The organism is Vreelandella sp. H-I2 (genome assembly GCF_052959335.1).
Window position 1 is genome coordinate 454,258 of record NZ_JBRAMC010000001.1, and the last position, 21,965, is coordinate 476,222.

Annotated in this window: 18 protein-coding genes; 8 read left to right on the forward strand and 10 right to left on the reverse strand. The window is 54.5% G+C overall.

Annotation, left to right across the window (positions count from 1 at the left end):
- Positions 1–56 precede the first annotated feature (56 nt).
- The 3 genes from ACUVOF_RS02175 (at position 57) to fhuF (ending at position 2,861) form a co-directional block, all read left to right on the forward strand.
- Positions 57–986: a siderophore-interacting protein gene (locus ACUVOF_RS02175; protein WP_447042804.1), complete on the forward strand. Its 930-nt coding sequence runs from the start codon at positions 57–59 to the stop codon at positions 984–986.
- Positions 987–1,181: 195 nt separating this feature from the next.
- Positions 1,182–1,949, forward strand: a complete 768-nt coding sequence (locus tag ACUVOF_RS02180; RefSeq protein WP_447042805.1) for an ABC transporter ATP-binding protein — start codon at positions 1,182–1,184, stop codon at positions 1,947–1,949.
- Positions 1,950–2,072: 123 nt separating this feature from the next.
- Complete coding sequence (fhuF, locus tag ACUVOF_RS02185) at positions 2,073–2,861, forward strand: siderophore-iron reductase FhuF (RefSeq protein ID WP_447042806.1); 789 nt, start codon at positions 2,073–2,075, stop codon at positions 2,859–2,861.
- 6 nt (positions 2,862–2,867) lie between these two features.
- Here the strand turns inward: fhuF and ACUVOF_RS02190 are convergent, their stop codons facing one another.
- From ACUVOF_RS02190 to ACUVOF_RS02210, 5 genes are all read right to left on the reverse strand, one after another.
- On the reverse strand, positions 2,868–4,520 hold the full coding sequence (locus ACUVOF_RS02190; RefSeq protein WP_447042807.1) for a multidrug ABC transporter permease/ATP-binding protein: 1,653 nt from the start codon (positions 4,518–4,520) through the stop codon (positions 2,868–2,870).
- A gap of 196 nt (positions 4,521–4,716) precedes the next feature.
- Positions 4,717–5,805, reverse strand: a complete 1,089-nt coding sequence (locus ACUVOF_RS02195) for a DUF1513 domain-containing protein (RefSeq protein ID WP_447042808.1) — start codon at positions 5,803–5,805, stop codon at positions 4,717–4,719.
- Between the two features lie 3 nt (positions 5,806–5,808).
- The gene (locus tag ACUVOF_RS02200; protein WP_447042809.1) at positions 5,809–6,834 is read right to left on the reverse strand and encodes an imelysin family protein; all 1,026 of its coding nucleotides are present in this window, start codon (positions 6,832–6,834) and stop codon (positions 5,809–5,811) included.
- A 23-nt stretch (positions 6,835–6,857) separates the two neighbouring features.
- Positions 6,858–8,306 (reverse strand): di-heme oxidoreductase family protein, encoded by a 1,449-nt coding sequence (locus ACUVOF_RS02205; RefSeq protein ID WP_447043220.1) that lies wholly within the window; start codon positions 8,304–8,306, stop codon positions 6,858–6,860.
- A gap of 95 nt (positions 8,307–8,401) precedes the next feature.
- Positions 8,402–9,712 (reverse strand): imelysin family protein, encoded by a 1,311-nt coding sequence (locus tag ACUVOF_RS02210; RefSeq protein ID WP_447042810.1) that lies wholly within the window; start codon positions 9,710–9,712, stop codon positions 8,402–8,404.
- Between the two features lie 206 nt (positions 9,713–9,918).
- Here ACUVOF_RS02210 and ACUVOF_RS02215 point away from each other — a divergent pair, with 206 nt between their 5' ends.
- Both ACUVOF_RS02215 and ACUVOF_RS02220 read left to right on the forward strand, forming a co-directional pair.
- Complete coding sequence (locus ACUVOF_RS02215; RefSeq protein ID WP_447042811.1) at positions 9,919–10,782, forward strand: LysR family transcriptional regulator ArgP; 864 nt, start codon at positions 9,919–9,921, stop codon at positions 10,780–10,782.
- 249 nt (positions 10,783–11,031) lie between these two features.
- Entirely contained in the window at positions 11,032–12,912 is a 1,881-nt protein-coding gene (locus ACUVOF_RS02220) for a diguanylate cyclase (protein WP_447042812.1), read from the forward strand.
- 3 nt (positions 12,913–12,915) lie between these two features.
- Here ACUVOF_RS02220 and ACUVOF_RS02225 read toward each other — a convergent pair whose 3' ends face one another.
- Complete coding sequence (locus ACUVOF_RS02225) at positions 12,916–13,473, reverse strand: cytochrome b (protein WP_447042813.1); 558 nt, start codon at positions 13,471–13,473, stop codon at positions 12,916–12,918.
- Positions 13,474–13,643: 170 nt separating this feature from the next.
- Positions 13,644–14,516 carry a LysR substrate-binding domain-containing protein gene (locus tag ACUVOF_RS02230; protein ID WP_447042814.1) on the reverse strand — a complete coding sequence of 291 codons (873 nt, stop codon included), beginning with the start codon at positions 14,514–14,516 and terminating at the stop codon, positions 13,644–13,646.
- Positions 14,517–14,617: 101 nt separating this feature from the next.
- Here ACUVOF_RS02230 and ACUVOF_RS02235 point away from each other — a divergent pair, with 101 nt between their 5' ends.
- Positions 14,618–15,496 (forward strand): DMT family transporter, encoded by an 879-nt coding sequence (locus ACUVOF_RS02235; protein WP_447042815.1) that lies wholly within the window; start codon positions 14,618–14,620, stop codon positions 15,494–15,496.
- On the opposite strand, the gene ACUVOF_RS02240 is transcribed toward ACUVOF_RS02235, so the two are convergent.
- Positions 15,458–16,009, reverse strand: coding sequence for an NUDIX domain-containing protein (locus ACUVOF_RS02240; protein WP_447042816.1), 552 nt, complete (start codon positions 16,007–16,009; stop codon positions 15,458–15,460). The genes ACUVOF_RS02235 and ACUVOF_RS02240 overlap by 39 nt on opposite strands.
- 175 nt (positions 16,010–16,184) lie before the next feature.
- The gene (locus ACUVOF_RS02245) at positions 16,185–17,630 is read right to left on the reverse strand and encodes a hypothetical protein (RefSeq protein ID WP_447042817.1); all 1,446 of its coding nucleotides are present in this window, start codon (positions 17,628–17,630) and stop codon (positions 16,185–16,187) included.
- Between the two features lie 320 nt (positions 17,631–17,950).
- Here ACUVOF_RS02245 and ACUVOF_RS02250 point away from each other — a divergent pair, with 320 nt between their 5' ends.
- The gene (locus ACUVOF_RS02250) at positions 17,951–18,331 is read left to right on the forward strand and encodes a septal ring lytic transglycosylase RlpA family protein (RefSeq protein WP_447042818.1); all 381 of its coding nucleotides are present in this window, start codon (positions 17,951–17,953) and stop codon (positions 18,329–18,331) included.
- 228 nt (positions 18,332–18,559) lie between these two features.
- Positions 18,560–19,564, forward strand: coding sequence for an NADP-dependent oxidoreductase (locus ACUVOF_RS02255; RefSeq protein WP_447042819.1), 1,005 nt, complete (start codon positions 18,560–18,562; stop codon positions 19,562–19,564).
- A gap of 204 nt (positions 19,565–19,768) precedes the next feature.
- Here the strand turns inward: ACUVOF_RS02255 and ACUVOF_RS02260 are convergent, their stop codons facing one another.
- Positions 19,769–21,823, reverse strand: a complete 2,055-nt coding sequence (locus tag ACUVOF_RS02260; protein WP_447042820.1) for a TonB-dependent receptor family protein — start codon at positions 21,821–21,823, stop codon at positions 19,769–19,771.
- Positions 21,824–21,965 lie beyond the last annotated feature (142 nt).

Genomic DNA, 21,965 nt, shown 5'->3' on the forward strand with positions numbered 1-21,965 from the left:
TAAATGATAACGATTAGCACTACAATTGACTCCTTATATATAAAGGAGACACCACTATGGCAGCCAAACCGAGCTACCAGCTATTCGATATCACCCTTGCTCGGCGCACCCAAGTCAGCGCCTCATTAGTCAGGTTTACTTTCACTGGCCCGGAAGTCAGCCAAATGGCGACCTACGCCCCGGATCAGCGCGTCAAGCTGTTCTTCCCCGAAGGCGGTGGTAGTCTCGACCCGCTGTTTGAAATTGCCAAGCTGGAAGAACACGACTGGTACGGCGCCTACCAAGCACTGCCGGATGCCCAGCGCCCCGCTGCGCGTACCTACACCATCCGCGCCCTTCGTCCGGAAAAAGCCGAGGTAGATGTAGAGTTTGTACTCCACGGCGACAATGGCCCTGCATCTCGTTGGGCCATGCACGCGCGCCCCGGTGACCGCCTAGCCATGACAGCTCCCGCTGCCAATGCGGAAGGCCCAAAGCTGGGTTACGAGTGGAAGCCACCACAAGGCGTACACCGTATTTTGATTATCGCTGATGAAACCGCCCTTCCCGCCGCCGCTGGTATTCTGGAAACCCTTGATGACTTGCCTCTTAAACCCAGGGTTGAAGCGCTATTCGAAGTGCCTCGCAGCGACGATGCTCAGCCATTACCCCAGGCCGGCAAGCTGAGCTGGTTGGCGCGCGATGCCGAACCCGGCTGCCAGCACGGTGAGTTACTGATGAGAGCGCTGCGCGATATCGATTTGCAGCAAGAGATTATTGCGCTGGGAGGTAAACCCTCGACCGCGACCAGTGATGTCAGCGAGGATGAAAACGCTCCGCTCTGGGAACCAGCCACCTTGGACGACAGCGCGCCCTTCTACGCCTGGATTGCCGCTGAAACCAAGGTTGCCATGAAGCTGCGCCGCTACCTGGTCAATGAGTGCGGTCTTCCTAAGCAGTACGTTACCAGCATGGGCTACTGGCGCCAGGGCAAGGCTAACAGTTAATAAACCAATAGAGAGCTGCCTGTACATAGTGAGAGCGGCAGAATAAATAAAGCATCCAAGCCCAGCTTTACAGAAAAAGCTGCTCTACAAGACACAAGCTTTCAGCGAAAAATCTTTTTTATTTTTTTGTTAAAAATGAGAACCATTAGCACTAGAATAAGACAATATCGATCACCCCATTGCCAGGAGTCATTCATGTTCGAGGTCAAAGGCGCCACCTTTGAAATCAATGGCAAGTCAATTCTCAAACCCATTGAGCATAACTTTTATGAGGGTAAAGTTTACGGATTGATTGGCCACAACGGCTCGGGGAAATCGACTCTGATCAAGCTGATGGCACAGCAACAGTCGATTAGTGGTGGGGAAATTGAGTTTGATCAGCGCCCACTGAAGGATTGGGGCAACCGTGAATTTGCTCGCCAAGTCGCTTATTTGCCCCAACATTTACCCAGCGCTGAGAACCTGACCGGCCGCGAGTTAGTCGCCTTTGGTCGCTACCCATGGCATGGGCTACTGGGCCGTCACACCCAGAAAGACAAAGACGCCGTCGAGCGCGCCATCGCATTGACCCACACCGAGGCCTTTGCCGACCGCTTGGTCGACACTCTCTCCGGCGGCGAGCGCCAGCGGGTGTGGCTAGCCATGCTACTCGCCCAGGGCAGCCGCTTTCTGCTGCTGGATGAACCGCTAGCGGCGCTGGATATCGCGCATCAAATGGAAGTATTAGCGCTGATCCGCAAGCTATGTGATGAGTTGAGCCTTGGCGTGATTATCGTGCTACACGATATCAACATGGCATCGCGTTACTGCGACGAGTTGATGGCGCTGCACAGCGGTCGCCTATTGGCTCATGGCAGCCCTGGTGAATTAATGAGCTGTAGTACCTTAGAGGCGATTTATGGCCTTCCGATGCAGGTCATGAAGCACCCCAACAGAGAGCATAATATTGCCGTGGCGCAATAACGTTAACGCTTGAGCCGTTATTTAAAGCGCACTCATTCTCAACAAATATCTTTAATTGATAGTCATTACCGTTTAACCTGAGCAACTGTTTATTTCACTTGCGCCCAGTGTTGGAGTTCGGTTATGCCCCTTGCCTTACGTCAGCCACAACTGTTCGAGCCTTCGTTGGCCGCCTGTTACACCGGGCCGTTGGCAAACTTTACGCCGCCCTTAATAGGTGGCACGCCGCCATTGGAAGCATTTAAAACAGCCCGCTGGCGGGATACCGACTGGCTAAAACAGGATCTCGCCCGCTTCGCTGAGCAGTACCCAGGCGGTGACCAACGGGCGGTGGTATCGATTTGGTCGAAGTGGCATTTCAGTGCCCTGACGGTTCCTGCGTTAACAGCGAACCTGTTACTGAACCGGGACTTGCCGATGGGGTTGGATGACCTACAGGTTACCTTTAACGAAAAAGGCGCCACCTCACGATTATGGTTGCTCCACGAAGGCACAACGCTAACCACCCACGACCCGTTTGAACGTTTTGCGACTCTCATTCAGCAGCATTGGGCGCCGCTGATTGAGCAGTTAGCGGCGATCTCGGGGGCCGCTCAGCGGGTATTCTGGAGCAATGCTGGTGGCTACCTGGACTTTTACGTCAACGCACTGGGCGAACATCTGCTTGCCAATCGACAGGCGTTTGAGGCCGCCAAGGCGCTGCTGGAAGCGCGCAACCTGCCCAACGGCAGGCGCAACCCTCTGTTTCAGCCGGTGCGTTACTTTACGCCCAAGGGGAGTGAAGAAGTTAAGCGAGTGCGCAAGCTCTGCTGCCTGCGCTATTTATTGGAAGAGTTCGATACGTGTGGTACTTGTCCGCTAGAGGGCTGCGACCTGGAAGCACGCAAGCGCGCCAAACAAGCCGCTAGTTGATATTCCTTACATATTAATTTGCGCCACCGCATCCTGACTCGCCCGCACACGCTGCTCGCCTTTCAGTTCGCTTAATTGCCCCTTCGACATCTCCAGCAACCGATCAGCGTGGATGAAATAGCTGTCGTCATGGCTGATAGCAAACACGGTTTTGCCCATCGCTTTTAAGTGCGGTAACAATTCACGATAGAACAGCCGCCGGAACTGTGGGTCTTGATCCGCCGCCCACTCATCAAGCAGTAAGATATCGCGTTTTTCAGCAATCGCTAGCAGCAGCGCCAAGCGTTTACGCTGCCCTTGGGAAAGCTGAGTATTAACGACCCGATCGCCCTCCCACTGCAACTTATGCTGCATCTGCAGCCGTTCGAGCCAGGTATCAATAACTTGCGGGTCAGCAGATAGGCCTTCAGGGCCCATGGCCTGATCAAACTGATGGAAGTCGGTAAACACGCTGGCGAAGCGGGCGCGAAAGGCCTCCCACTGGTCGGCATTAATCACTTGGCCATCGATCTTAATTGAACCGCTCTGCGGGCGGTATAACCCCGAGAGCAGCCTTGCCAGGGTCGACTTACCGCTGCCATTACCGCCAATCAGAAATACCTGTTCACCGCGCTCAAGGGTCATACTGAGAGGCCCTACTTGGAAACCCTCGCCCTGGGCAGTATCCGGGTAGTGGTAGGTGACCTCCTCTAGTTCAAGGCGCTGCCAATCGGTCAGCGTATCGTCTACCGCAAAGCTTGGCTGGTATTCGGCTAGTTCCAAACTGCTCAATTTATCGAAGGCAACTTGTGCGCTAATCAAGGTTGGCCAAGCCCCCACTGCCTGAATTAGCGGCGTGCGCAGAAACAGTAGTGTCAGCGCAAAGGTGGAAGCCACGGTGGTGTTCGCCCAACCCAGGCCATTGGAGAGGAAAAACACGACGCCGATAGCGCCTAACATCATAATGTTAGACCAGTTATTGGCACTGAGGTGGTAGGTATCGGCGCGGATGATGTGGTAACGGTAGTCGCGGGCATTGGCGGTATAGCGCTCATCAAAAAAGCGCCGCGCACGGTCTCGGTTCAGCGCCAACTCTTTGCGCCCTTCAATGGCCGACTGGAAATCCTTATAGAGACTGTCTTCGCTTTCGCGTACCAGGTGAAAATGACGATATACCTTAGAGACCAACCACCAACCCACGCCCATGGTAAACGCGATCCATAGCACGGTGATCACTACCATCTGCGGCGAGAGCCAGGCCAGATAAGCCACCGAGGCAAGCGTTAGCACCACGCCCTGAATCAACTCGGGTAGGCGCACAAAGCCAATGGTGATGTTGCGCACATCGCTGGACAAGCTGGCCAGCAGCGTGGCGTTGCCCAACTGCTCCAAGCGCTCAATGTCGGTGTCGAGAATACGCTTTACCAGCCGTGAGCGCAGATCAAACACAAAGTGATGCCCCAGCACGGTTAGCGCTAATTGCGTACTTAGCGTGACCACCAATAGCACCGCCAGCAGACTTAGAAATTGCGGCAGCGCCGCCATACTGCCTACTTCTATAAGCCGCTGGTTGATAAACGCAATCACCCCTACCCCTAAGCCAGCGCTTAATAGGCTCAGAGCAATGGCGCCTAAAAAGGGCCAGCGGTAATGATGAAATACTAAGCGCAGCAGTTCCATGGGGTTCCTTGTCTTCCTGCCTGTAAAGAGCGCTGAAGTCTAACAGCAGCGTCGCTCACCAAGAAGGCGTCATTCATGTTGGCTTCAAACGTCTAGCCTAGCAGCTTGTGCCAGAAGACGATTTCAAAGGCCTGTTTTAAAGGTCTGTTTCAAAGTTCTATATATAAGTTCTATACCAACGCTTTATTTCAAAACGTTATGTCAGATGGTTATCCCAGCGAAGTTCCAGGCTGGCAAGCAGTTCGGGCATCGCCAAGTCAGGGGCTATACGATAGAGCCCGCCCTGACCGGAGGAGACTAGAAAGCCGCCGTTGCCATCGCAACGCGCACCAGCAGCGTCGGGCAGCGCTAGATTAGCAACAAGATTGCCGTGCACGGCATCCAGAAGCAGCACCCGGTTGCCGCGAGGAGCCGTCACCAGGACATTGCCAGAGACACGGCTAAAGGCAACGCTGGCGATGTAGTGGTTCAAGCTGGCAGTCAGCTCATCGTCAAACGTCAGCTCAGAGAAACGTCCATCCGTATCCAGGCGACAGATTAGCGAATGGCTCCCCCACTCGGGGCCTTCAAACTGGTAGCCAGCAATCACCGTGCCGTCCGCCGCCACGTCAAGATGACGGCAACTTAGCTGATGGTGTGAAGGTTCGTGGCGGGCTAGCATCTTGCCGTCATGGCGATTCATCAGCAACAGCGCCGGGGCCATGGTGTCCAGATTAAGCTTAACCCGACCGTAGTCTGGGTGCGTCTGGATGCCCCCCAAACCAATCACCAGGGTGTCGCCATCGGGCATCAGCCTAAGCTCATGAGGCCCAATACCGTCCAGCGGCATATCGCGCATATGGGTGTAGGCGTTTTCAGCATCGTAAACCCGCACAAGCCCGGCGCTATCCTCAAGACGATTGGCGGTGACATACAGGTAGCGCCCACTCAGATCAAACACCCCGTGCCCGTAGAAGTGATAACCCTCCCCGGCCGCAAGGGTGTGAACTAATTGGCGGCTGTCGCCATCAATCACATACATCCGCGTGCCCGGGCGCCGGGCAAACAATACCGCCTGGCGTGAACCAGGTCGTAAGCAGCCGCCGTGGCAGCGCTCAGGCACCTCAATCATAAAGCGGGTCTGGCCATCCAACGCCACCCCAGCGATGAAATGTTCTCCACTGGGGTCATCCACCGCGCTGAACAACCAAGCGGCCTCCTCCCGAGCGGGTAGTGCCCAGCTCAGCGGGGTTAGCGCCATGGCCACACTTCCCAGCCCCACTTTAAGTACCTGCCGTCGATGCATGGCTTAATCTCCGTCGCTGGAATTAAAACCACGCACCAACCCCAATTCACCTGCAATCTCATTTCCCAGCAGGTGTCGTAGCTGACTGATGTCGAGGTAGAGCGACTGCAGACCGCGAAACGCCTCTTCGTCGTCAAGAGCAGGCGCCAAGCCCGGCGGCAGTTCGCTGGCCTGAAGGAGCGTCTTATCCAACTGATCACGAAACGCCTCGGCGAGCGGCAGCGCATCGGCCCCGCGCAACAGCGCAGTGAGCCCCGGCAAGAAGCCGGTACGCAGGCCCTCCAGGCTGCTCTCTACCAATCGAACCGTTTGTCCGCTACGCCACGCTTCGGCCAAGTAGCCGTTGGCGGGTGCACCTTTCAACCCCATAGGTTCACCAAGACGCTTGTCTTCAAGTAGCTCGAGGGCCTGGATCGCGCTGGCCAGTGTGGTTTCGGTGTAATTAGCAGTATCAAGATAGTGCTCGCCAAAGGCTTGCCAATCGCGATGCAGCGCATTTGTGGTATCCGCGAGTTGGGTGGTAATAGCCTGCATCAGCGAACAGGCGTTGGGGTCACTCAGGACCTGTTCGCCCATGGCGTCGTCATAGAGCAAGTACTCAAGAGCGGGAAAGCCCTGGATCGCCACGCTGTCACCAGCGATGTCCTGGGCATCCGGGGCGTCGGTTGCTTTCAGCCACACGCCCACCTTGCGGCCCACCAGATTTTTGCGATCCGGCCAGAACTGCAGCTGCCAGCCCCGGCTGTTCTGCTCGACCGGGCCAAACTGGATAAAACGTACTGCCTGCCAAGCTTGATAGGCGCTCAGCCAGTCATTTTCCAGCCGCTGCCTGAGTACTTCGTCTGGGCTTTTGCAAAAGTGCGCGACGCTGGTCTCCAAACGCTCGGTGGCGGTACTCAGCTCGGCATACTGCAATTCCACCGCGCCGTGCCACATTTCCCGCGGCGTAGGGTTGTCCGTAGCAAAAGAGAGCGGCGTCGCGAGTAGCGCGCAGGCCAGCAGACTCAGGCGGCGAAGGGAAGCGATCACATCAACTCCTTAACAACAATGATTTACAGGGACTCAAGAAAACGGATAAGTTCATCTCGCTGGTCGGCGGGCAATGCACGATAGCCCTGGGTGACGCTTTCTGCTTCACCACCGTGCCAGAGAATCGCCTCTTCCAGGGTGCGTGCTCGGCCGTCGTGAAGAAAGCCCGCTCGGGGATTCACCGTTTGCGCCAAGCCAATCCCCCACAGCGGCGGAGTGCGCCATTCGCGGCCATCGGCCTTGAACTCGCTACGGTGGTCGGCCAGCGCCTCGCCCAGGTCGTGGAGCAGCAGGTCACTATAGGGCCATATTTCCTGCCCCGCCAAGGCCGGGCGGGGGGCGTCTGCGGCGGTATGCTGGCGCGGCGTATGGCAGCTTGCGCAGCCTAGGGCATTAAATCTCTCAGCACCCCGTTTCACTGCAGGGTCACCCATATTGCGTCGCATCGGCACTGCCAAGCTGGAGGCATAGAAAGTGACAAAGTCGGCCACGTCATCGCTAACTTCAGGCGTACCTCCGTTGGGGAAGTCATCGCAGCCCTGGCTCGCCATACAGTCGGTGTGAGGCACCAAACTGGAGGTTAGCCCCATGTCGCCAGCAAAGGCGTGCAGGCCTTGCTGCTCAACACTGGGCTCACCGGCTTTCCAGCCAAAACGCCCTACTACCGTGGTGCCACTGCGCATGTCCCACACCTGATTGGCGCGGCCGGAAATACCGTCCCCATCAGCGTCGTCGGGGTCAGCGGCAGCGATCAGGTCAGCCTCGGGAATTGCCTCCAGCAGGCCCAGGCCAATCATCGGCGGTGCCAGCCGCGGCGAGGTTTGCAGAGCGTCGGGCAGCTCTCCGTAGGCGGGCTCGGCAATCGAGTAGATCGGCTCCTGTAGGATGACACGATGACCATCGGAAAAACTGATCTCCCGTGGTCGATAGTCGATTACCAGCTTGCCTTCCGGCTGGGCGCCGGAAATCGCCGCGGTTTGTAGCTGCAGGCCATAGTTAGGCACCGGCTGTGCGCCCCGCTGTTCCAACGTCGCCGAATCTTCCTGGCTAGCGGGCAGCGAGAGACGCAGAAACAGCGCGATAGGATTTTCATCTTCTGTCGGCGGGTGGCCGCGCCCATCCTTTAGATGGCACCCCTGGCAGCTATTGGTGTTGAGCAGCGGGCCCAGGCCATCGCGAGCCTCGGTGCTGGCGGGAGCCGCCACCCAAGGGTTGCGAAAGAAGCTATTCCCGACGCTGAAATCCAGGCGCTTGGTCATGGCCATATTGCCCAGCGGCAGCGAATAGGCGTTATGGTCAAACTGCTCCACCGAGCCGTCGCCGCCACTCATAGGCGTCGTTTGGATGGGATGATCTTGGGTAGTTGAGTCGGCTGCCTGCAAGGGCGCCATTAGCAGGGCCAGCAATAGGCTACTTAGAGAAAGCCAGCTTAGAGAAAACCGGCTTAGAGAAACACGGATTAAGCGGTACATGGTGATACCTTGAGAAGGACGAGCCATTCGACAAAAACCAACAGAGCCGCTCGATAGCAACACTATCGGCGGCTCATGATAGACGCTAGACGAGGCTAGAAACGATGACCGGCGTCATCAGGCTGCAGGGAGGTAACGCCCAGCTCGCCTGCGGCCTGTTCGATTGACCCTGTTTGCGCTACCAGTGTGAGAATTGCTTCGTTGATCAATTCACTGCCCTGCTCGTTACCCGGCGCGATCATCATATCAAACGCCATCGGCGAGCTCTCAGCTTCTGCCGCTTGCTTGATAGCATCAAGGCGCGCCATGGTGGCCTCAAGCTGTTGGCGTAGATTATCGGCAAGCTCACTATCTTCCTGAGACAGCAGATCTTGCAGCGAAGGCCCCTCTACCACACTGCCATCAAGGCGCTGATAGCTGCCGGTATAGATATTCTGAATACCCTTGCCGTTGTAGTAGTGGGAGTTGTGGGTATTGTCGCTGAAGCAGTCGTGCTCATCCTCATAAGAGTTGGCTTCAAGGGCTACCTTTAAGCGCTCCCCCGCCAGCTCGCCCAGGGACAGCGAGCCCATACCGAACAGCATACGGCGCAGGCCCTCCTGATCGCTTTCCGCCAGCAACACTTGGCGATAGTTACCCTCAGTTTCCGGCGCCCACTGGGCCACCATCCACTCAAGATCATCGACGAGTAGGTCGGACACTGCGTCCAGATAGCTGCGGCGGCGATCGCAGTGGCCATGGGTGCAGTCGTCGCCGGTTTGGAAATCACTGACCGGTCGCTCGCCGCTGCCTGCGTCAAAACCATGCAGATCCTGCCCCCAGAGTAGAAACTCAATGGCGTGGTAGCCGCTGGCGACGTTGGCTTCCGAGCCACCGATTTCATTCAGGTCGGCCAGGAGCGCTGGGGTGATCTCACTGACATCCAGGGATTCGCCGCCGACAGTGATTTGCTCATTGGCAATGATATTAGCGGTGGCGCCTTCATTGCCCAGCTCATGCTGGTAGTCGTCGCCCTCGACATAATCGATCATGCCTTCGTCAAGGGGCCAGGCGTTTAGCTGCCCTTCCCAGTCGTCTACCACGGCATTGCCGAAACGAAATACTTCGCTCTGCTGATAAGGCACCCGCGCCTGCAGCCAGGCTTGCTTGGCTGCGCTCAGGGTCTCGGCAGTAGGATTGGCGAGCAATTCGTCGATACGCTCGTTCAATGCTTGGGCAGCATTCAGCGCATCGGCGTAATTGGCATGCGCCAGATCGGCGTAGTGTTTAACCACGGCGTCAGCGCTAACGGTGTCGTCTGCAGCGGTGTCAGCAGCAGCGGTGTCGACAGCAACTGGGGCAAAAGGCATCAGCGCGCTAAGCGCAACGATGCCAGCAAGAGGGCGACGGAGCATGATGGCGGGCATTACAGTGTCCTTTAGGCTGTGGCGTAACAGGAGCTACTCACATAAAGTGCTAGGCATCTCATTGAGGGCGATGCTCTAGCTTAACTGAAATGTAATTCATTGCCTTATGCGATTCAATCCCATTTGATCATCTAAAAAGAACGATACGCCGCTTAATCATCATTTTTTTGTTTTATGTCACTTTTTACTGCCTTGGGAAAACCGCCATGCTGGATTACAAATTGCTTCATGCCTTGGCGACCGTGGTCGAGTGTGACGGGTTCGAACGTGCAGGCGATGTGTTAGGGCTTTCACAGTCGGCCGTGTCCCAGCGCATTAAGGCTTTGGAAATCCGTCTTGGTCAGCCAGTACTGGTACGTCATCCGCATTTAGCACCGACCTCTGCGGGCCAGCGGCTGTTGACTCATTACCAGCAGGTGCAGCTGTTAGAGCGCGACCTACGTGGCTCGCTCCCTACGCTGGACGATCAGTCTCCACGCCTTCGTATCGCCATCAATGCGGATAGCTTGGTCACTTGGTGGGCCGAAGCCGTCGCCGCTATTTGCCAAGAGGAAGGTGTATTGCTGGATCTGGTCATTGAAGATCAGGATGTTGGCCTCAAACGCTTGCGCGATGGGGATGTGGCGGCCTGCCTATGTGCTACGCCACAGCCGATTGCCGGTGCACGCTGCGTCGCGCTGGGAGAAATGCACTACCACCCGCTAGCGACACCGACCTATATCCAACGCTACTTTCCACAAGGGCCAACGGTTGAGAGCTTTCGGCGTGCGCCGGCCATTGTTTTCGGCCCTCATGATCAGTTGCAACACCGCTTTCTTGCCCAGTGTGGTTTCCACGGGCACTTTCCTTACCACCTCTGCCCTTCCTCAGAAGGGTTTGTGCGTTTAGCCACAGCGGGTATCGGCTACGGCATGGTGCCGCAGCTGCAAGTCGGTGAATTAATGGCCAGCGGTCAACTGGCTAGCGTCGCCCCTCAGCACTTTCTGACCGTGCCATTGTACTGGCATTTTTGGCGTCACAGCGGGCAACTCATACAACGGCTTACACAACACTTAAGTCCTATCTTTTAAGTCATATCATTTATTAATAATGAGAGATTTAAACGTTACGATTTTAAAACTACGTCTACACTAAAAGTGCTTACCGCGTGGCACAGAGTATTTTGCTTAAAGCATTGTTCCACTGCCGCGCTAGTACTGGAAAGCTTGCTAAGTCACTGATACACCTAAACACTGTAAGCTGATTGGTGGCAATCCGGTACAAGCAAGGGAACCCAGGGAATAAAGCACGGGGTTAAAAAACTAATAAAGCGGTACCCTATGCAACTAAAACGTTTAACGGTAGGTATTTATACCGGCTTATTACTGCTGCTTGCGGTTTTTTATATCCCTTGTGTGCAGGCAAACACTCTTCTAGCTGCGTCGCCAAGCCAAGCGAGTTATTCGCTTGCACCCTATACCGAATTTTGGCACGCAGACGAACAGCCTGTAACGCTTAACGATTTAATTTCCCAACCTCGTCGTTTTGAACAAGCGCAACAGGCTGAAGACTTAAATTTCGGCTATACCCCGCACGATGTGTGGCTGCGTACCCAGGTGCATAATAACTCGACGGAAGCCCAGCGCTGGATAGTCCAGTTTGAATATCCATTTTTAGATTACGTTACTCTTTTCACGCTACGCTTACAGGGCAGCGATGTGCAGCAAAGCGGTAGCGCAGTACCCGTTGAGCAGCGCGCACTCGCCCATCGTCAGGCTGTCTTCCCACTGGAACTAGCCCCCCATGAAACCGTCACGTTGTATACCCATGTGGCTGCCCCGGGCAGCAAGATGCTCAGCTACCACCTAATAACCCCCGAGGCCTTTTACGCCCAAAACGATCGCCATAATTTTTGGCTGGCCACCTATTTTGGCATGCTGCTGGCGTTGGGTTTATATAACTTATTGCTATTTTTTGGTTTAAAAGAGCGCGTTTTTCTTTACTACTCGCTCTTTGTTGGCGGCTTTGGGGTAGCTATTCTGTCGTTCAACGGTATCGGGACACTAATGTTTTGGAGTTTTTTGGGTGAAAATACGGCACGTCTCGTGGCGCTGGGTTTCACCTTTGCTTCGGCCATGGCGACGCTGTTTGCGCAGAGCTTCCTTAACACAAAGGCTTATTGCCCTCGCTGGCATCATCTACTTAGCACTTATCGCAGTTACTGCTGGTTGGTCGTAATTGGCACACTAGTACTGCCCATTCCCTTGGCGCTTCACCTAATGGATGTCACGGGCTTTATGGCGGCTTTCTTGCTCCTGCTATGCGGCAGCTATTGCAGCCTTCGGCGTGTACCGAGTGCCCGACTGTTCGTCCTTGCATGGTCGCTTTTTTTGCTAGGCGCAGGGGTCTTTGCGCTGCGCAACTTGGGTATCCTTCCGGCTAATTTTATTACTCTGCACGGTATTCAAATTGGTTCAGCTCTAGAAATGCTGCTGCTCTCGTTTGCCCTGGCATCGCGCTTCAACGAACTTAAGCGGCAAAAAGAACAGGCGCAAACGGCGATGGTCGCTGCGCTCAAAAAACAGGAAGCCTTACTGGAACAAAAAGTTGCCGCCCGCACCGAAGCGTTGGAGCAGTTAGCCAACAGCGATGTACTGACCGGTTTGTTAAATCGCCATGGTTTGAAGCGCTGTGCGGAAAGTGCACTGCAACGTAATCGTCAGCACGGTAATCGCCTGGCGCTACTGATGCTCGACCTGGATCGTTTCAAACCTATTAACGATAGCTACGGCCATGAAGCGGGCGATTTTGTATTACAGAAAGTCGCTAAACGGATTGTTCACTTGGCCCGCACGGGTGACCACTGTGCGCGATTTGGCGGCGATGAATTCATCATCCTCATGGAGAATATTGAGCCCCGAGATTCGCTAGCAACTACTGATTCGCTAGCAACCCCTGATTCGTTAACAGCCATTGATTCGTTAACAGCCATTGATTCGTTAAAAACCATTGTGGCGCGCATTGATCAAGCCATTCGCTCACCAATCAAACTTCCCTGTGGTGCACGAGTCAGCGTTAGCGTAAGTATCGGAGTAAGTACTTGCCAGGGAGCAGAAGATGCCACCCTTGAAAGCTTACTGCGTGAAGCTGATAGCCATATGTACGCCGTCAAGTCACACCAAGCAGCTGTTTGCTATCGCTACGGCTCGGCGAGTTCTTAATGATTAATCAAACAAGCTCATGCGTTTCATAACGTTATCGCGCTTGATTTTCCAATGGAACATCGCGCCAGCAACGTGCAGTACTATTAAGCCTAAAATGGTCCAGCCTAGCCGTTCATGCCACATGAAGAGCTGCTCAGAGAGCTGTTCGCGTTCATCAATGATTGCCGGCAAATGCCAGTGGAAAAACTCAACGGGGAAGCCACCACTTGCCGTGGCAGCCCACCCTAGTAAAGGCATTATAATTAGCGCTAAATAGAGCAAATGGTGGACACTGGTGCTAACGACCCGTTCGAACGCATTCAAGGGCGGTTCGTGATCAGGCACCACAAATGCCAAACGGGTAATGATGCGTAGTGTCATTAGCATAAGAATCAGTACGCCCAGCGTCTTATGGCTGGTATAAAGCAGGTTCGTGACCGTATTGCCTACTATCTCAACGGTGCGCTCATACCCCAGAAAGCCTAGCGTTAAACCAATGGCCAGAGAGAGCAATACTGCACCAGCCACCAGCCAGTGCAGCACTCGGTGAGGGTAGATATAGTGATCAAGTTCGTGCATGTAGTACTCCTAACAGCAAATTCATTGACTCTTCATTCTAGTCAGTAACATCCCCTTGCGTTGATTAAAGCACTGCGCCGCCGTCAACGCTAAGTGTTACTTATGCCATGTGCTCTATTGCATGGTCACCGCCTTCGCCCAGGCGCGCCCTTAACCTCATGGAAAACACCTTATAGCGCTAGCGTAGGCGCTGCTAGCTGCTCGCGTATTAACTCCCCTAGCCGGCGCGCGGGCTCTGAAGGGCGGTGAGGTGCCCTGTGCAGCGCCAGCTCGATCATCGGCAGCGCAGGCAGCCCACTACTGTCATCTAAAGGCCTCAACGCCGGAGTGAGCATGCTGCGGGTCACTACCACGATGGCAAGCCCAGCGGTAACGATCGGTGCCAACCCCGCCATGGATTGGCTGGTATACGCCACCCGCCAGCTACGCCCTGCTGATTGCAGCGCCTGCTCGGCCACTTCACGAAATACATCGGCCCCCGGCGAGTAAAGCGCCAGCGGCAGCGGGTCGTTAAGCAATGGCTGTTGATTGATCCCCACGGCCCACACCAATGGCTCACGGCGAATCACATCGCCCCCCGGCGAGTTGCGCTGCCGTGTTACCAGGGCAAGATCGATTTCTTTAGCCTTAACCTGTTCAACAAGATGCGCGCTGGTGCCACAAATCACTTTAAGCCCTACTGCAGGGTAAAGCTGATGAAAGTAAGCAAAGACCGAGGGCAAAAGCGAGGCGTAATCTTCTGGTATACCTAGCGTAAGGTCGCCGGTGACCTGACGCGCCTGCATATCGCCCCACGCTTCGTCGTTAAGCGCTAATAGCCGCCGGGCGTGGTTGAGTAACCGCTCGCCTTCAGACGTAAAACGTATCCGTCGCCCCTCCCGCTCGTGCAGTGTGAGCGATAACTGCGCTTCTAACCGTTGTAGTTGCATGCTCACAGTAGACTGTGTGTACGCCAACCGTTTTGCCGCCGCGGTCACACTGCCAGTATCCGCAATCGCTACCAGAGTGCGCAGCAGGGTTAGGTCTAAGGTAGGTGCGCGCATATATCACCATCGATGATAAAAACGATCATAAAAGATCGATATTGTGATGCTTTGATGAGAAGTATGCTGCTCGGCACCTGCTTAAATCAAGGAGATCCAATATGCATCGCGTTCACTCCCCCGCCCTATTTCCACGTTGGTACAGTGTTAGTGCGGCACTGGTGGCCGTCATACTTTGGAGTGCAGCACCGCTCTTGGCAGAATTTGCCAAAGCAACACCGCCCTTGCAGCTGACCGCCGTTACCTTGTTAGCGGGGTCATTGGCGACACTGCCCTTAAGCCGCCGTGTTAACGTCGCCACCTGTGGCGCGGGTTGGCAGGTCAGCGTTTGGATAGGTATTCCGCTTCTCATTTTTGGCGCCGTAAGCACCTACTTTATTGGTATGCGGTTAGCGCCTGCTGCCGAAGCTGCCCTCATCACCTATACGTGGCCCGTACTGTTTGTGCTGCTCAGTCAGTGGAGCCGCTTTGGTCGCTTGCGCATCGCAGGGGTTGTCGGCGCACTGATTGCATTTTCAGGCGCAGCGCTGTTGCTGATTCCTCAAGCCATCAATGGGGGCTTGGGAGGTGCCACCACAGGTTATGCGCTAGCGCTGCTGGCCGCTTGCTGCTGGGCGATCTACTCATGGCTAAGCCAATCAGCACCGGTGGCGTTAGCACCGCTGCTGCCTAGGCTGCTACTTATTGCATGTGCTATCTCCGTGGCGGCCAGCTTGGTACTGGAAGGCAACCTCGCCCTCCCCAGCGGTGAAGCCCTACTCGCGGGCATTGCACTGGGGTTGGGGCCTTACGGAGTGGCCATGGTGGCATGGGACAAAGCACTACGCTGGGGGCACGCCAGCCTGGTCGGCAGCCTGGCATATGGCGTACCGATTTTTGCCGCTCTGCTGCTGGTATTGGCAGGCATGAGCGTGCTCGACTGGCGTTTACCTGCGGCGGCATTATTGGTGGTGGTTGGCTGCCTCAAAGCCGGTCGCTAATCTTTTTGAAAACAGGCTACGTTCTTCCAAGTACAGCGCTGGCTCGCTGTGCAGGATCTCGTTGAGCAACTCAGGCAACCAGGTAGGTTTAAAAAGCGCGGGGTCGGCTTCGCGCATCTCTTCCAACGCCCACCAGTGCCAAGCCTGAATAGTAGGCTGCTCTTCATCGCTCAACGGCGCATCGTTTCTTGACTGATTAGTGACAACCTCAGCCGTTACCGGGCAACGCACCAGAATGTAACGCTCCAACCAGCGCTCGGGCGTGGATCGCGCCGCGGTAGAAAGTTCATTGACCTCGCGCAGTAACGGGCCGATAGGACACGTTAGCCCCGCTTTTTCTTTCAGTACTCGCATGGCGGCACTGGGATAATCTTCTCCTTCTTGCAGTTCTCCGCCAATGGTGGCCCAAAGGGAGAGCTGTGGTTCCTCATGATAGCGAAATAACAGCAATCGGCCTTCAGGGTCGACCACCATTAAGCGTGCTGACTGGCGTAACTCACGTTGCTGATTCATAAGCGTTCCATGCCTATTATTGACGTAAAAAGGCAGCGTTGAACGCGACAACATCCGGCGCTATCAACACTGCCTTTTAGCCTAGCTGGTTTGTGCAACTTTACAGCGAAAAAAACGCGTTTGTCGCTATAAGCGATAAACGCGTTTAGAAGAGCGTAAAAAATGTGGGTAACGTTTACAGATCTGGGGGAATATCCGTCGGTTCCATTTCGAGACTTAATTCAAATAAGCCGCTGCCAGTAGCGCTAAAACCACGCGCACTTACCGTATAAGTACCCGGCAACAATGGCTCTTGAAGGCGTGAGTCGGTGCCACCTGCACCATCATCGTCGCTGGCTGCAACGCCTTGCCCACTAATCTCTATAAAAGTATCAAAATCTGCAGAGCGCATTTCCAGCGTCACTAGCGAACTCTCTGTCACCTCTAATTGATAGTTGAGTGGCTCGCCACTATACCAACCGTTGAGGGGCTCTCCTGGCATGATTGCCCCTTCATTGCGCAGCTCTACATCAGGCATGTCATGGGGCTTCATGGAAAGCGTAAACATACCGCTGCTTTCGCCATAAGCAGTACGTGCCGTTAGCTCATAGACGCCGGGAGCAAGGAAATCAGCAATGCTCGCGTTCAGATCACCGGCACTATCGTCATCTTCACGGTAGTAGCCGTTAGGCCCTTCAAGCACTAGATAGGAATCGATATCGCTAGCAGTCATTTCAATCTCATACATGCCAGCTTCTTCAATTTCCACTTGATAACTTAATGCTTGCCCACTGTACCAGCCGTTGAGTGATTCATCCGCGGTGAGTGACCCGTCATTTCGCAGTTCACCATCCCCAGGTAGCTCATGCGGTTCTACGCTAAGCGTGTACACACCATTGCCATCACTGTAGGCACTTCGAGCCGTCAGCGTGTATTCGCCGGCCTCTAGAAAATCGGCAATGCGTGCGTCCAAATCGCCAGCGCTATCGTCGTCTTCACGCGCATAGCCATTCGGCCCTGCTAACTCTAGGTAAGGGTCGAAGTCATCAGAACGCATTTCCAGTTGATAAAGGCCCGCCTCTTCTATGTTTAACGTAATTTCACGGGCATCACCTTGCAGCCAGCTATCGATGGGCTCACCCACTGTCACTGTATCGGCATCTGTCAGTTCAACGGTACGGCTGTCGACAGTAAACGGGCCGTAGCTATGGGCATCAGCGCCACTAATGACCACTATATAGTCGCCGCTTTCTTCAACGCGGTGACGAACCACCGGTGCATGATCAAGCAACTGGAGCTGGTCATCATAGAGCGCTACAACGCCTTGCAAGGCACCGCGTAGCGAAATTTCGACGATCTCACCCTCTTCCAGTGAGGTTGCATAGCGCGTAAAGCGGCTACCATCGTTGCCGTTTAGCTCACTGGCTGAGGTTATTTCTCCACGCAATTGCTCATCAAGGGTGATCTGATCCAAGCCTACAATAGCCTCGGCGCGTGATTGCTGATCACTCACTTCAGCGTGTTCAGCGGACTCTTTATCAATGTCTTGTCCCTGCAAAGGAATAACTTGAGCAACAAGAAAGCCAACGGCTGCGCCGCCAGCGGCCACCAACACAAACGCAAGTGAAGAAGATCTAGCCATGATCGGTTCCCTGTTCAGTCGAAATGGCAAATATTAATTAAGCAATTGGGATTATAGAGTGATTGACTCATTAAAGTGAGCGTTTCATAAAAATAGTGCGTTCACTGCAGTTTATTCTTTACTAACCTCATGCTTGAACCGATAAGCCACTAACAATCAAAGGCGCAAGAGTAACGATTAAAAAATCTTGAAACTGAACCTAATTGCGTCGATCTTCTCAAAGGTTGATGAACCGGAGTGACAAGGGTAGTATCGGCAGGTCTACTCGGTATTTCATCAACGAATGCGAGATACGCACTACGCAAAACTGAGGCACTCCCATGGGAGCTCAAAAACGACTGATCCGAACGATTTGCTTGGCAGCGGTAATAGTAAGTAGCGCTGCCAATAGTGCTTTTGCACATCAGACAGAAACACAGGAAGGTGTCGCCTCCTTTTACAGTGACCGCTTTCAAGGGGCAACCACTGCCAGCGGGGAACCCTTCGATCAACAGGCACTGACTGCCGCCCACCCAAGTTTGCCGTTCGGCACTAAGGTGTTGGTGACACGCCCAGACACAGGGCAAGAAGTGGAAGTACTGATCAATGACCGCGGCCCCTTCATTCAAGGCCGCATTATTGATTTGTCCAAACGCGCGGCAGCGAAACTTGGCATGATTCGTCGCGGCACGGCTCCAGTGATGGTAACGCTGTTGGATTAACGGATAACACATCCTTGATTTTAGTGTGATACCCCTTAGCCTAATCAATGCGACAGCACCCGAAGCATCGTTAATACAGAAAGCAACCTACAAACAGGGCGACCAGCAATGGATCGCCCTGTTTTTTATGCGCATACGCATGTCTGCTATGGTGAGACGAACTTGCCAGCAGGCTAATGGTCTCTATGCTACAAGGAGTTTTCACGTTATTTATTGCAGGAGGCACCCATGCAGACGCGCTTTTATACGCTGACCGATTACCCCACTGGCCTACCCGACCGCGCCCTGTTCAAATTAGAATCGCAAACCCTACCCGAACTGGTCGAAGGCGAAGTACGTATTCGCAATAGCTGGCTCTCCGTAGATCCTTACATGCGTGGTCGTATGAGCGGCATTCACACCTACGTAGCACCGTTTGAACTGGGCAAGCTCATGGAAGGTGCCGCCATTGGCGAAGTGATTGAATCAAATGACGCGCGACTCAACGTGGGCGATAAAGTCAGCCACATGGGTGGCTGGCGTGATATTGCCCAATTGCCCGCACAAGAAGTCACGCCGCTACCCGACATCGATGTTCCTGAGCAGGCATATCTGGGTGTTTTAGGAATGCCCGGGATGACCGCCTGGACCGGCCTCAATTTGATCGCTGAATGTAGGCCTGGCGATAACGTTTTAGTCAGTGCGGCCAGTGGTGCGGTTGGTTCCATGGTCGTGCAACTAGCCAAAGCAAAAGGCTGCCATGTCGTGGGCATTGCTGGCGCAGCCCATAAATTGGCATGGCTGGAATCGCTCAGCGTGGAACCCGTCAGCTATCGCGATAGAAATTCCCACGAACTAAGTGATGCCATACGCCTAGCCAGCCCCAACGGAATCGACGTGTACTACGAAAATGTCGGTGGCATTTGCCTTGAAGCTGCCCTCAGCCAATTAAACGAAGGCGCGCGGATCGCGGTTTGCGGCATGATCAACGACTACAACGCCGAAGAACCTACACCAGGCCCCAGCAACCTTGCACAGCTGATCATGCGAAAAGCCAAAATGCAGGGCTTTATCGTTGCAGATTATTGGGAACATTACCCCGAATTCTTGAAAGAGGTAGCGCCTCAAGTCAGTGCTGGGAAAATTGATTATAAAGAAACCGTGAAAGAGGGTTTAGAGAACACCCCCGAGGCTTTTTTGGCGCTATTTGAGGGCGGCAATACCGGTAAGATGCTGGTTAAATTAGATAGCTGAGCATTGCCCTCGATTAACGTTAACCACACTTCCCAATCCTACCTTGAAAGCCGCGCTACATTGATAGTGCGGCTTTTTAGTTAGCCATCCATAATAGCAACCCAGAAAATCATCAGATCAAAAGCGAATTCGACGTCACCAAAGAGAACGAGCGGCCCACATGATGGGCCGCCCGTTTTTTCAACTGCATTATTCACCTGCCGCTTAGAAACTCACCTCTAACCCGCCATACACACTGCGTCCTGGGGCGGGTTCATAAAAACGACCAAAGGTACCGTTCAAGCGCACGTTGGCGTAGTGTTCTTCATCAAACAGGTTGCGGACGCCAACATATGCATTTAGCCGCGTATCGCTGCCCAGCTGCCAACCATCTCCCACGCGCAGATTCACCAGCCAGTAGCTATCAACCTCTGTCTCGTTGGCGTTGTCTGCGACCATATCGCCCACGTACTGGGTCTCCAGCGTCGCAAAGCGCTCATCAATCCCCTCCCAGGTTAACAAATTAACCCAGGTTTGCTCGGGCAGGCCGGGGATACGATTACCACCAAAGCTCTCCGTCGGTGTGGCAAATTCATCAAACTCGTAGCGCGCCAGCGTTAGGGCGCTATCCAACCGCCACTGATCGGCGAGCTGCCAACCTAGCGCCAGCTCAATGCCGTCTCGGTCGGTATCCCCCGCATTTTGGTAGAAAGTGCGTCCACCACCTTCCTCTTCGTAAGGCACCAGCTCATCGCGCACGCGTACTGAAAACAGCGCCAAGTCGTAATCCATAGCCAACGGCTCAACATAACCGCGCACCCCTACTTCACGGTTCCACGCTTTTTGTGGCTCAACCGTTGGGTTAAAACCGCCGCCCTCTGGGTTTGCAAACTCTGAGAACGTAGGGGTTTCAAATGCCGTGCCAGTATTAATATAAGCCTGATGCTGCGGGCGATAACGGTAACTCAGGCCTGCCGAGCCACTCCACTCTTCAAAGGTTTGCTCACCGCTTTGATCGCCATCGTCCAGATAACGATCCTCCACTTCTAATTCCACCCGATCAAAGCGTGCGCCAAGCGAGAGCGTTACTTGATCGGTCAAGGACAAATCGCCCTGGGCAAAGACCCCAGCCGAGGTTGCAGTTTGGGTCTCTTCAGCCACCTGCTCGCCGACAACGCCTTGACCGCTTACATTGTTACGAAAGCGCTCATCGTCTTGGTGGGCCACATCAACACCCGTGATATAACTCAGCGGCAGGCTGCCTAGGCTGACTTCATGATGGTACTCAGCGCTCGCACCAAGGTAATCACGCTGGTAGCCGATGTGGCTATCGCCTTCATAGGGCAGCTGTTGTTCAAAATCGCGCTGGGCAACAAAGCCTTTTAGGTAAAGCTCGCCAGGACCAACGGATAAATCTTCGTACTGCAAACCAAGCAGCTGTTGATCGACATTTTGCCCTGCGTCTAGGGCGAGCGAGTAAGGCGCGGCTTGATCACGCCCTGCGGCCACTTCACTCGCTTTCAGCGCACCGGGATCTTCAGAACGAGGATTCTCAAGCAGATTGATAATCGCGGTTAAGGCTCTGTCGCTACCTAATTCGCGGCGCAGCTTGGCATTCAATAGATACTTCTCTGTGGAGCTCTGCTCCCGATAGCCATCCACATTGAGCGCTGAGACGCTTACATGATGCGACCAATCCCCTTGGGCGCCCCCGGTTTGTACGACCGCCTTGCGATAGCCATCGCTTCCTACTCCGGCACGTACGCTAGTGCCAGGGTTATCGCGCCCATCCGCAGTGGTGATGTCAATTACCCCGCCCGCCGCATTACCATAGAGCACCGAAGAAGGCCCACGAATGACTTCAATACGCTCAGCACTGTCCAGGTCGATAGCATCTAACTGCGCCTGGCCATCGGGCAGCGTGTAAGGAATACCATCGACCATCACGGTAATACCGCGCACGCCAAACGGCGCCCGCGCGCCAAAGCCGCGGATAGAGATTCGCTGGCCTTGGGCAAAGTTGTCACGGTTTTGAAGGAACACGCCTGGTACCCGCACCAGCGACTCATCCAGCCGTGTACGCTGCTGGCCTCGCGCAATCGCTTCACGGTCGAGTGTAGAAACTGCGGCTGGGGTGGCGTAAAGCTCTCGCGACAAACGCGGCGCTGTCACTTCCAGCGTAGCCAGGGTGTTGTCGTTCACCGGACTCTCCTGAGCCCAGCTTTGAGTTGACACAAAGCAGCATATTAAACAAAGAGATGTATTAGATACTTTTAACATGGGGTCCCTCCCGGATGGTCTATGCGGAAATAATAGCGGAATTGAACGATTTTATAGTTGGCGAGTCTCAGTTAGTTCGCCAAGGCATGGAAAATTATTTTGGCAGTGCCTACACTTGTACAAGTTAAACACCTGAAAGCAA

What these genes read in the sequence shown, in the direction of transcription:
- ACUVOF_RS02175 (WP_447042804.1), top strand. Translation starts at nt 57, where the DNA reads ATGGCAGCCAAACCGAGCTACCAGCTATTCGATATCACCCTTGCTCGG.
- ACUVOF_RS02180 (WP_447042805.1), top strand. Translation starts at nt 1,182, where the DNA reads ATGTTCGAGGTCAAAGGCGCCACCTTTGAAATCAATGGCAAGTCAATT.
- fhuF (WP_447042806.1), top strand. Translation starts at nt 2,073, where the DNA reads ATGCCCCTTGCCTTACGTCAGCCACAACTGTTCGAGCCTTCGTTGGCC.
- ACUVOF_RS02190 (WP_447042807.1), bottom strand. Translation starts at nt 4,520, where the DNA reads ATGGAACTGCTGCGCTTAGTATTTCATCATTACCGCTGGCCCTTTTTA.
- ACUVOF_RS02195 (WP_447042808.1), bottom strand. Translation starts at nt 5,805, where the DNA reads ATGCATCGACGGCAGGTACTTAAAGTGGGGCTGGGAAGTGTGGCCATG.
- ACUVOF_RS02205 (WP_447043220.1), bottom strand. Translation starts at nt 8,306, where the DNA reads ATGTACCGCTTAATCCGTGTTTCTCTAAGCCGGTTTTCTCTAAGCTGG.
- ACUVOF_RS02210 (WP_447042810.1), bottom strand. Translation starts at nt 9,712, where the DNA reads ATGCCCGCCATCATGCTCCGTCGCCCTCTTGCTGGCATCGTTGCGCTT.
- ACUVOF_RS02215 (WP_447042811.1), top strand. Translation starts at nt 9,919, where the DNA reads ATGCTGGATTACAAATTGCTTCATGCCTTGGCGACCGTGGTCGAGTGT.
- ACUVOF_RS02220 (WP_447042812.1), top strand. Translation starts at nt 11,032, where the DNA reads ATGCAACTAAAACGTTTAACGGTAGGTATTTATACCGGCTTATTACTG.
- ACUVOF_RS02225 (WP_447042813.1), bottom strand. Translation starts at nt 13,473, where the DNA reads ATGCACGAACTTGATCACTATATCTACCCTCACCGAGTGCTGCACTGG.
- ACUVOF_RS02230 (WP_447042814.1), bottom strand. Translation starts at nt 14,516, where the DNA reads ATGCGCGCACCTACCTTAGACCTAACCCTGCTGCGCACTCTGGTAGCG.
- ACUVOF_RS02235 (WP_447042815.1), top strand. Translation starts at nt 14,618, where the DNA reads ATGCATCGCGTTCACTCCCCCGCCCTATTTCCACGTTGGTACAGTGTT.
- ACUVOF_RS02240 (WP_447042816.1), bottom strand. Translation starts at nt 16,009, where the DNA reads ATGAATCAGCAACGTGAGTTACGCCAGTCAGCACGCTTAATGGTGGTC.
- ACUVOF_RS02245 (WP_447042817.1), bottom strand. Translation starts at nt 17,630, where the DNA reads ATGGCTAGATCTTCTTCACTTGCGTTTGTGTTGGTGGCCGCTGGCGGC.
- ACUVOF_RS02250 (WP_447042818.1), top strand. Translation starts at nt 17,951, where the DNA reads ATGGGAGCTCAAAAACGACTGATCCGAACGATTTGCTTGGCAGCGGTA.
- ACUVOF_RS02255 (WP_447042819.1), top strand. Translation starts at nt 18,560, where the DNA reads ATGCAGACGCGCTTTTATACGCTGACCGATTACCCCACTGGCCTACCC.
- ACUVOF_RS02260 (WP_447042820.1), bottom strand. Translation starts at nt 21,823, where the DNA reads ATGTTAAAAGTATCTAATACATCTCTTTGTTTAATATGCTGCTTTGTG.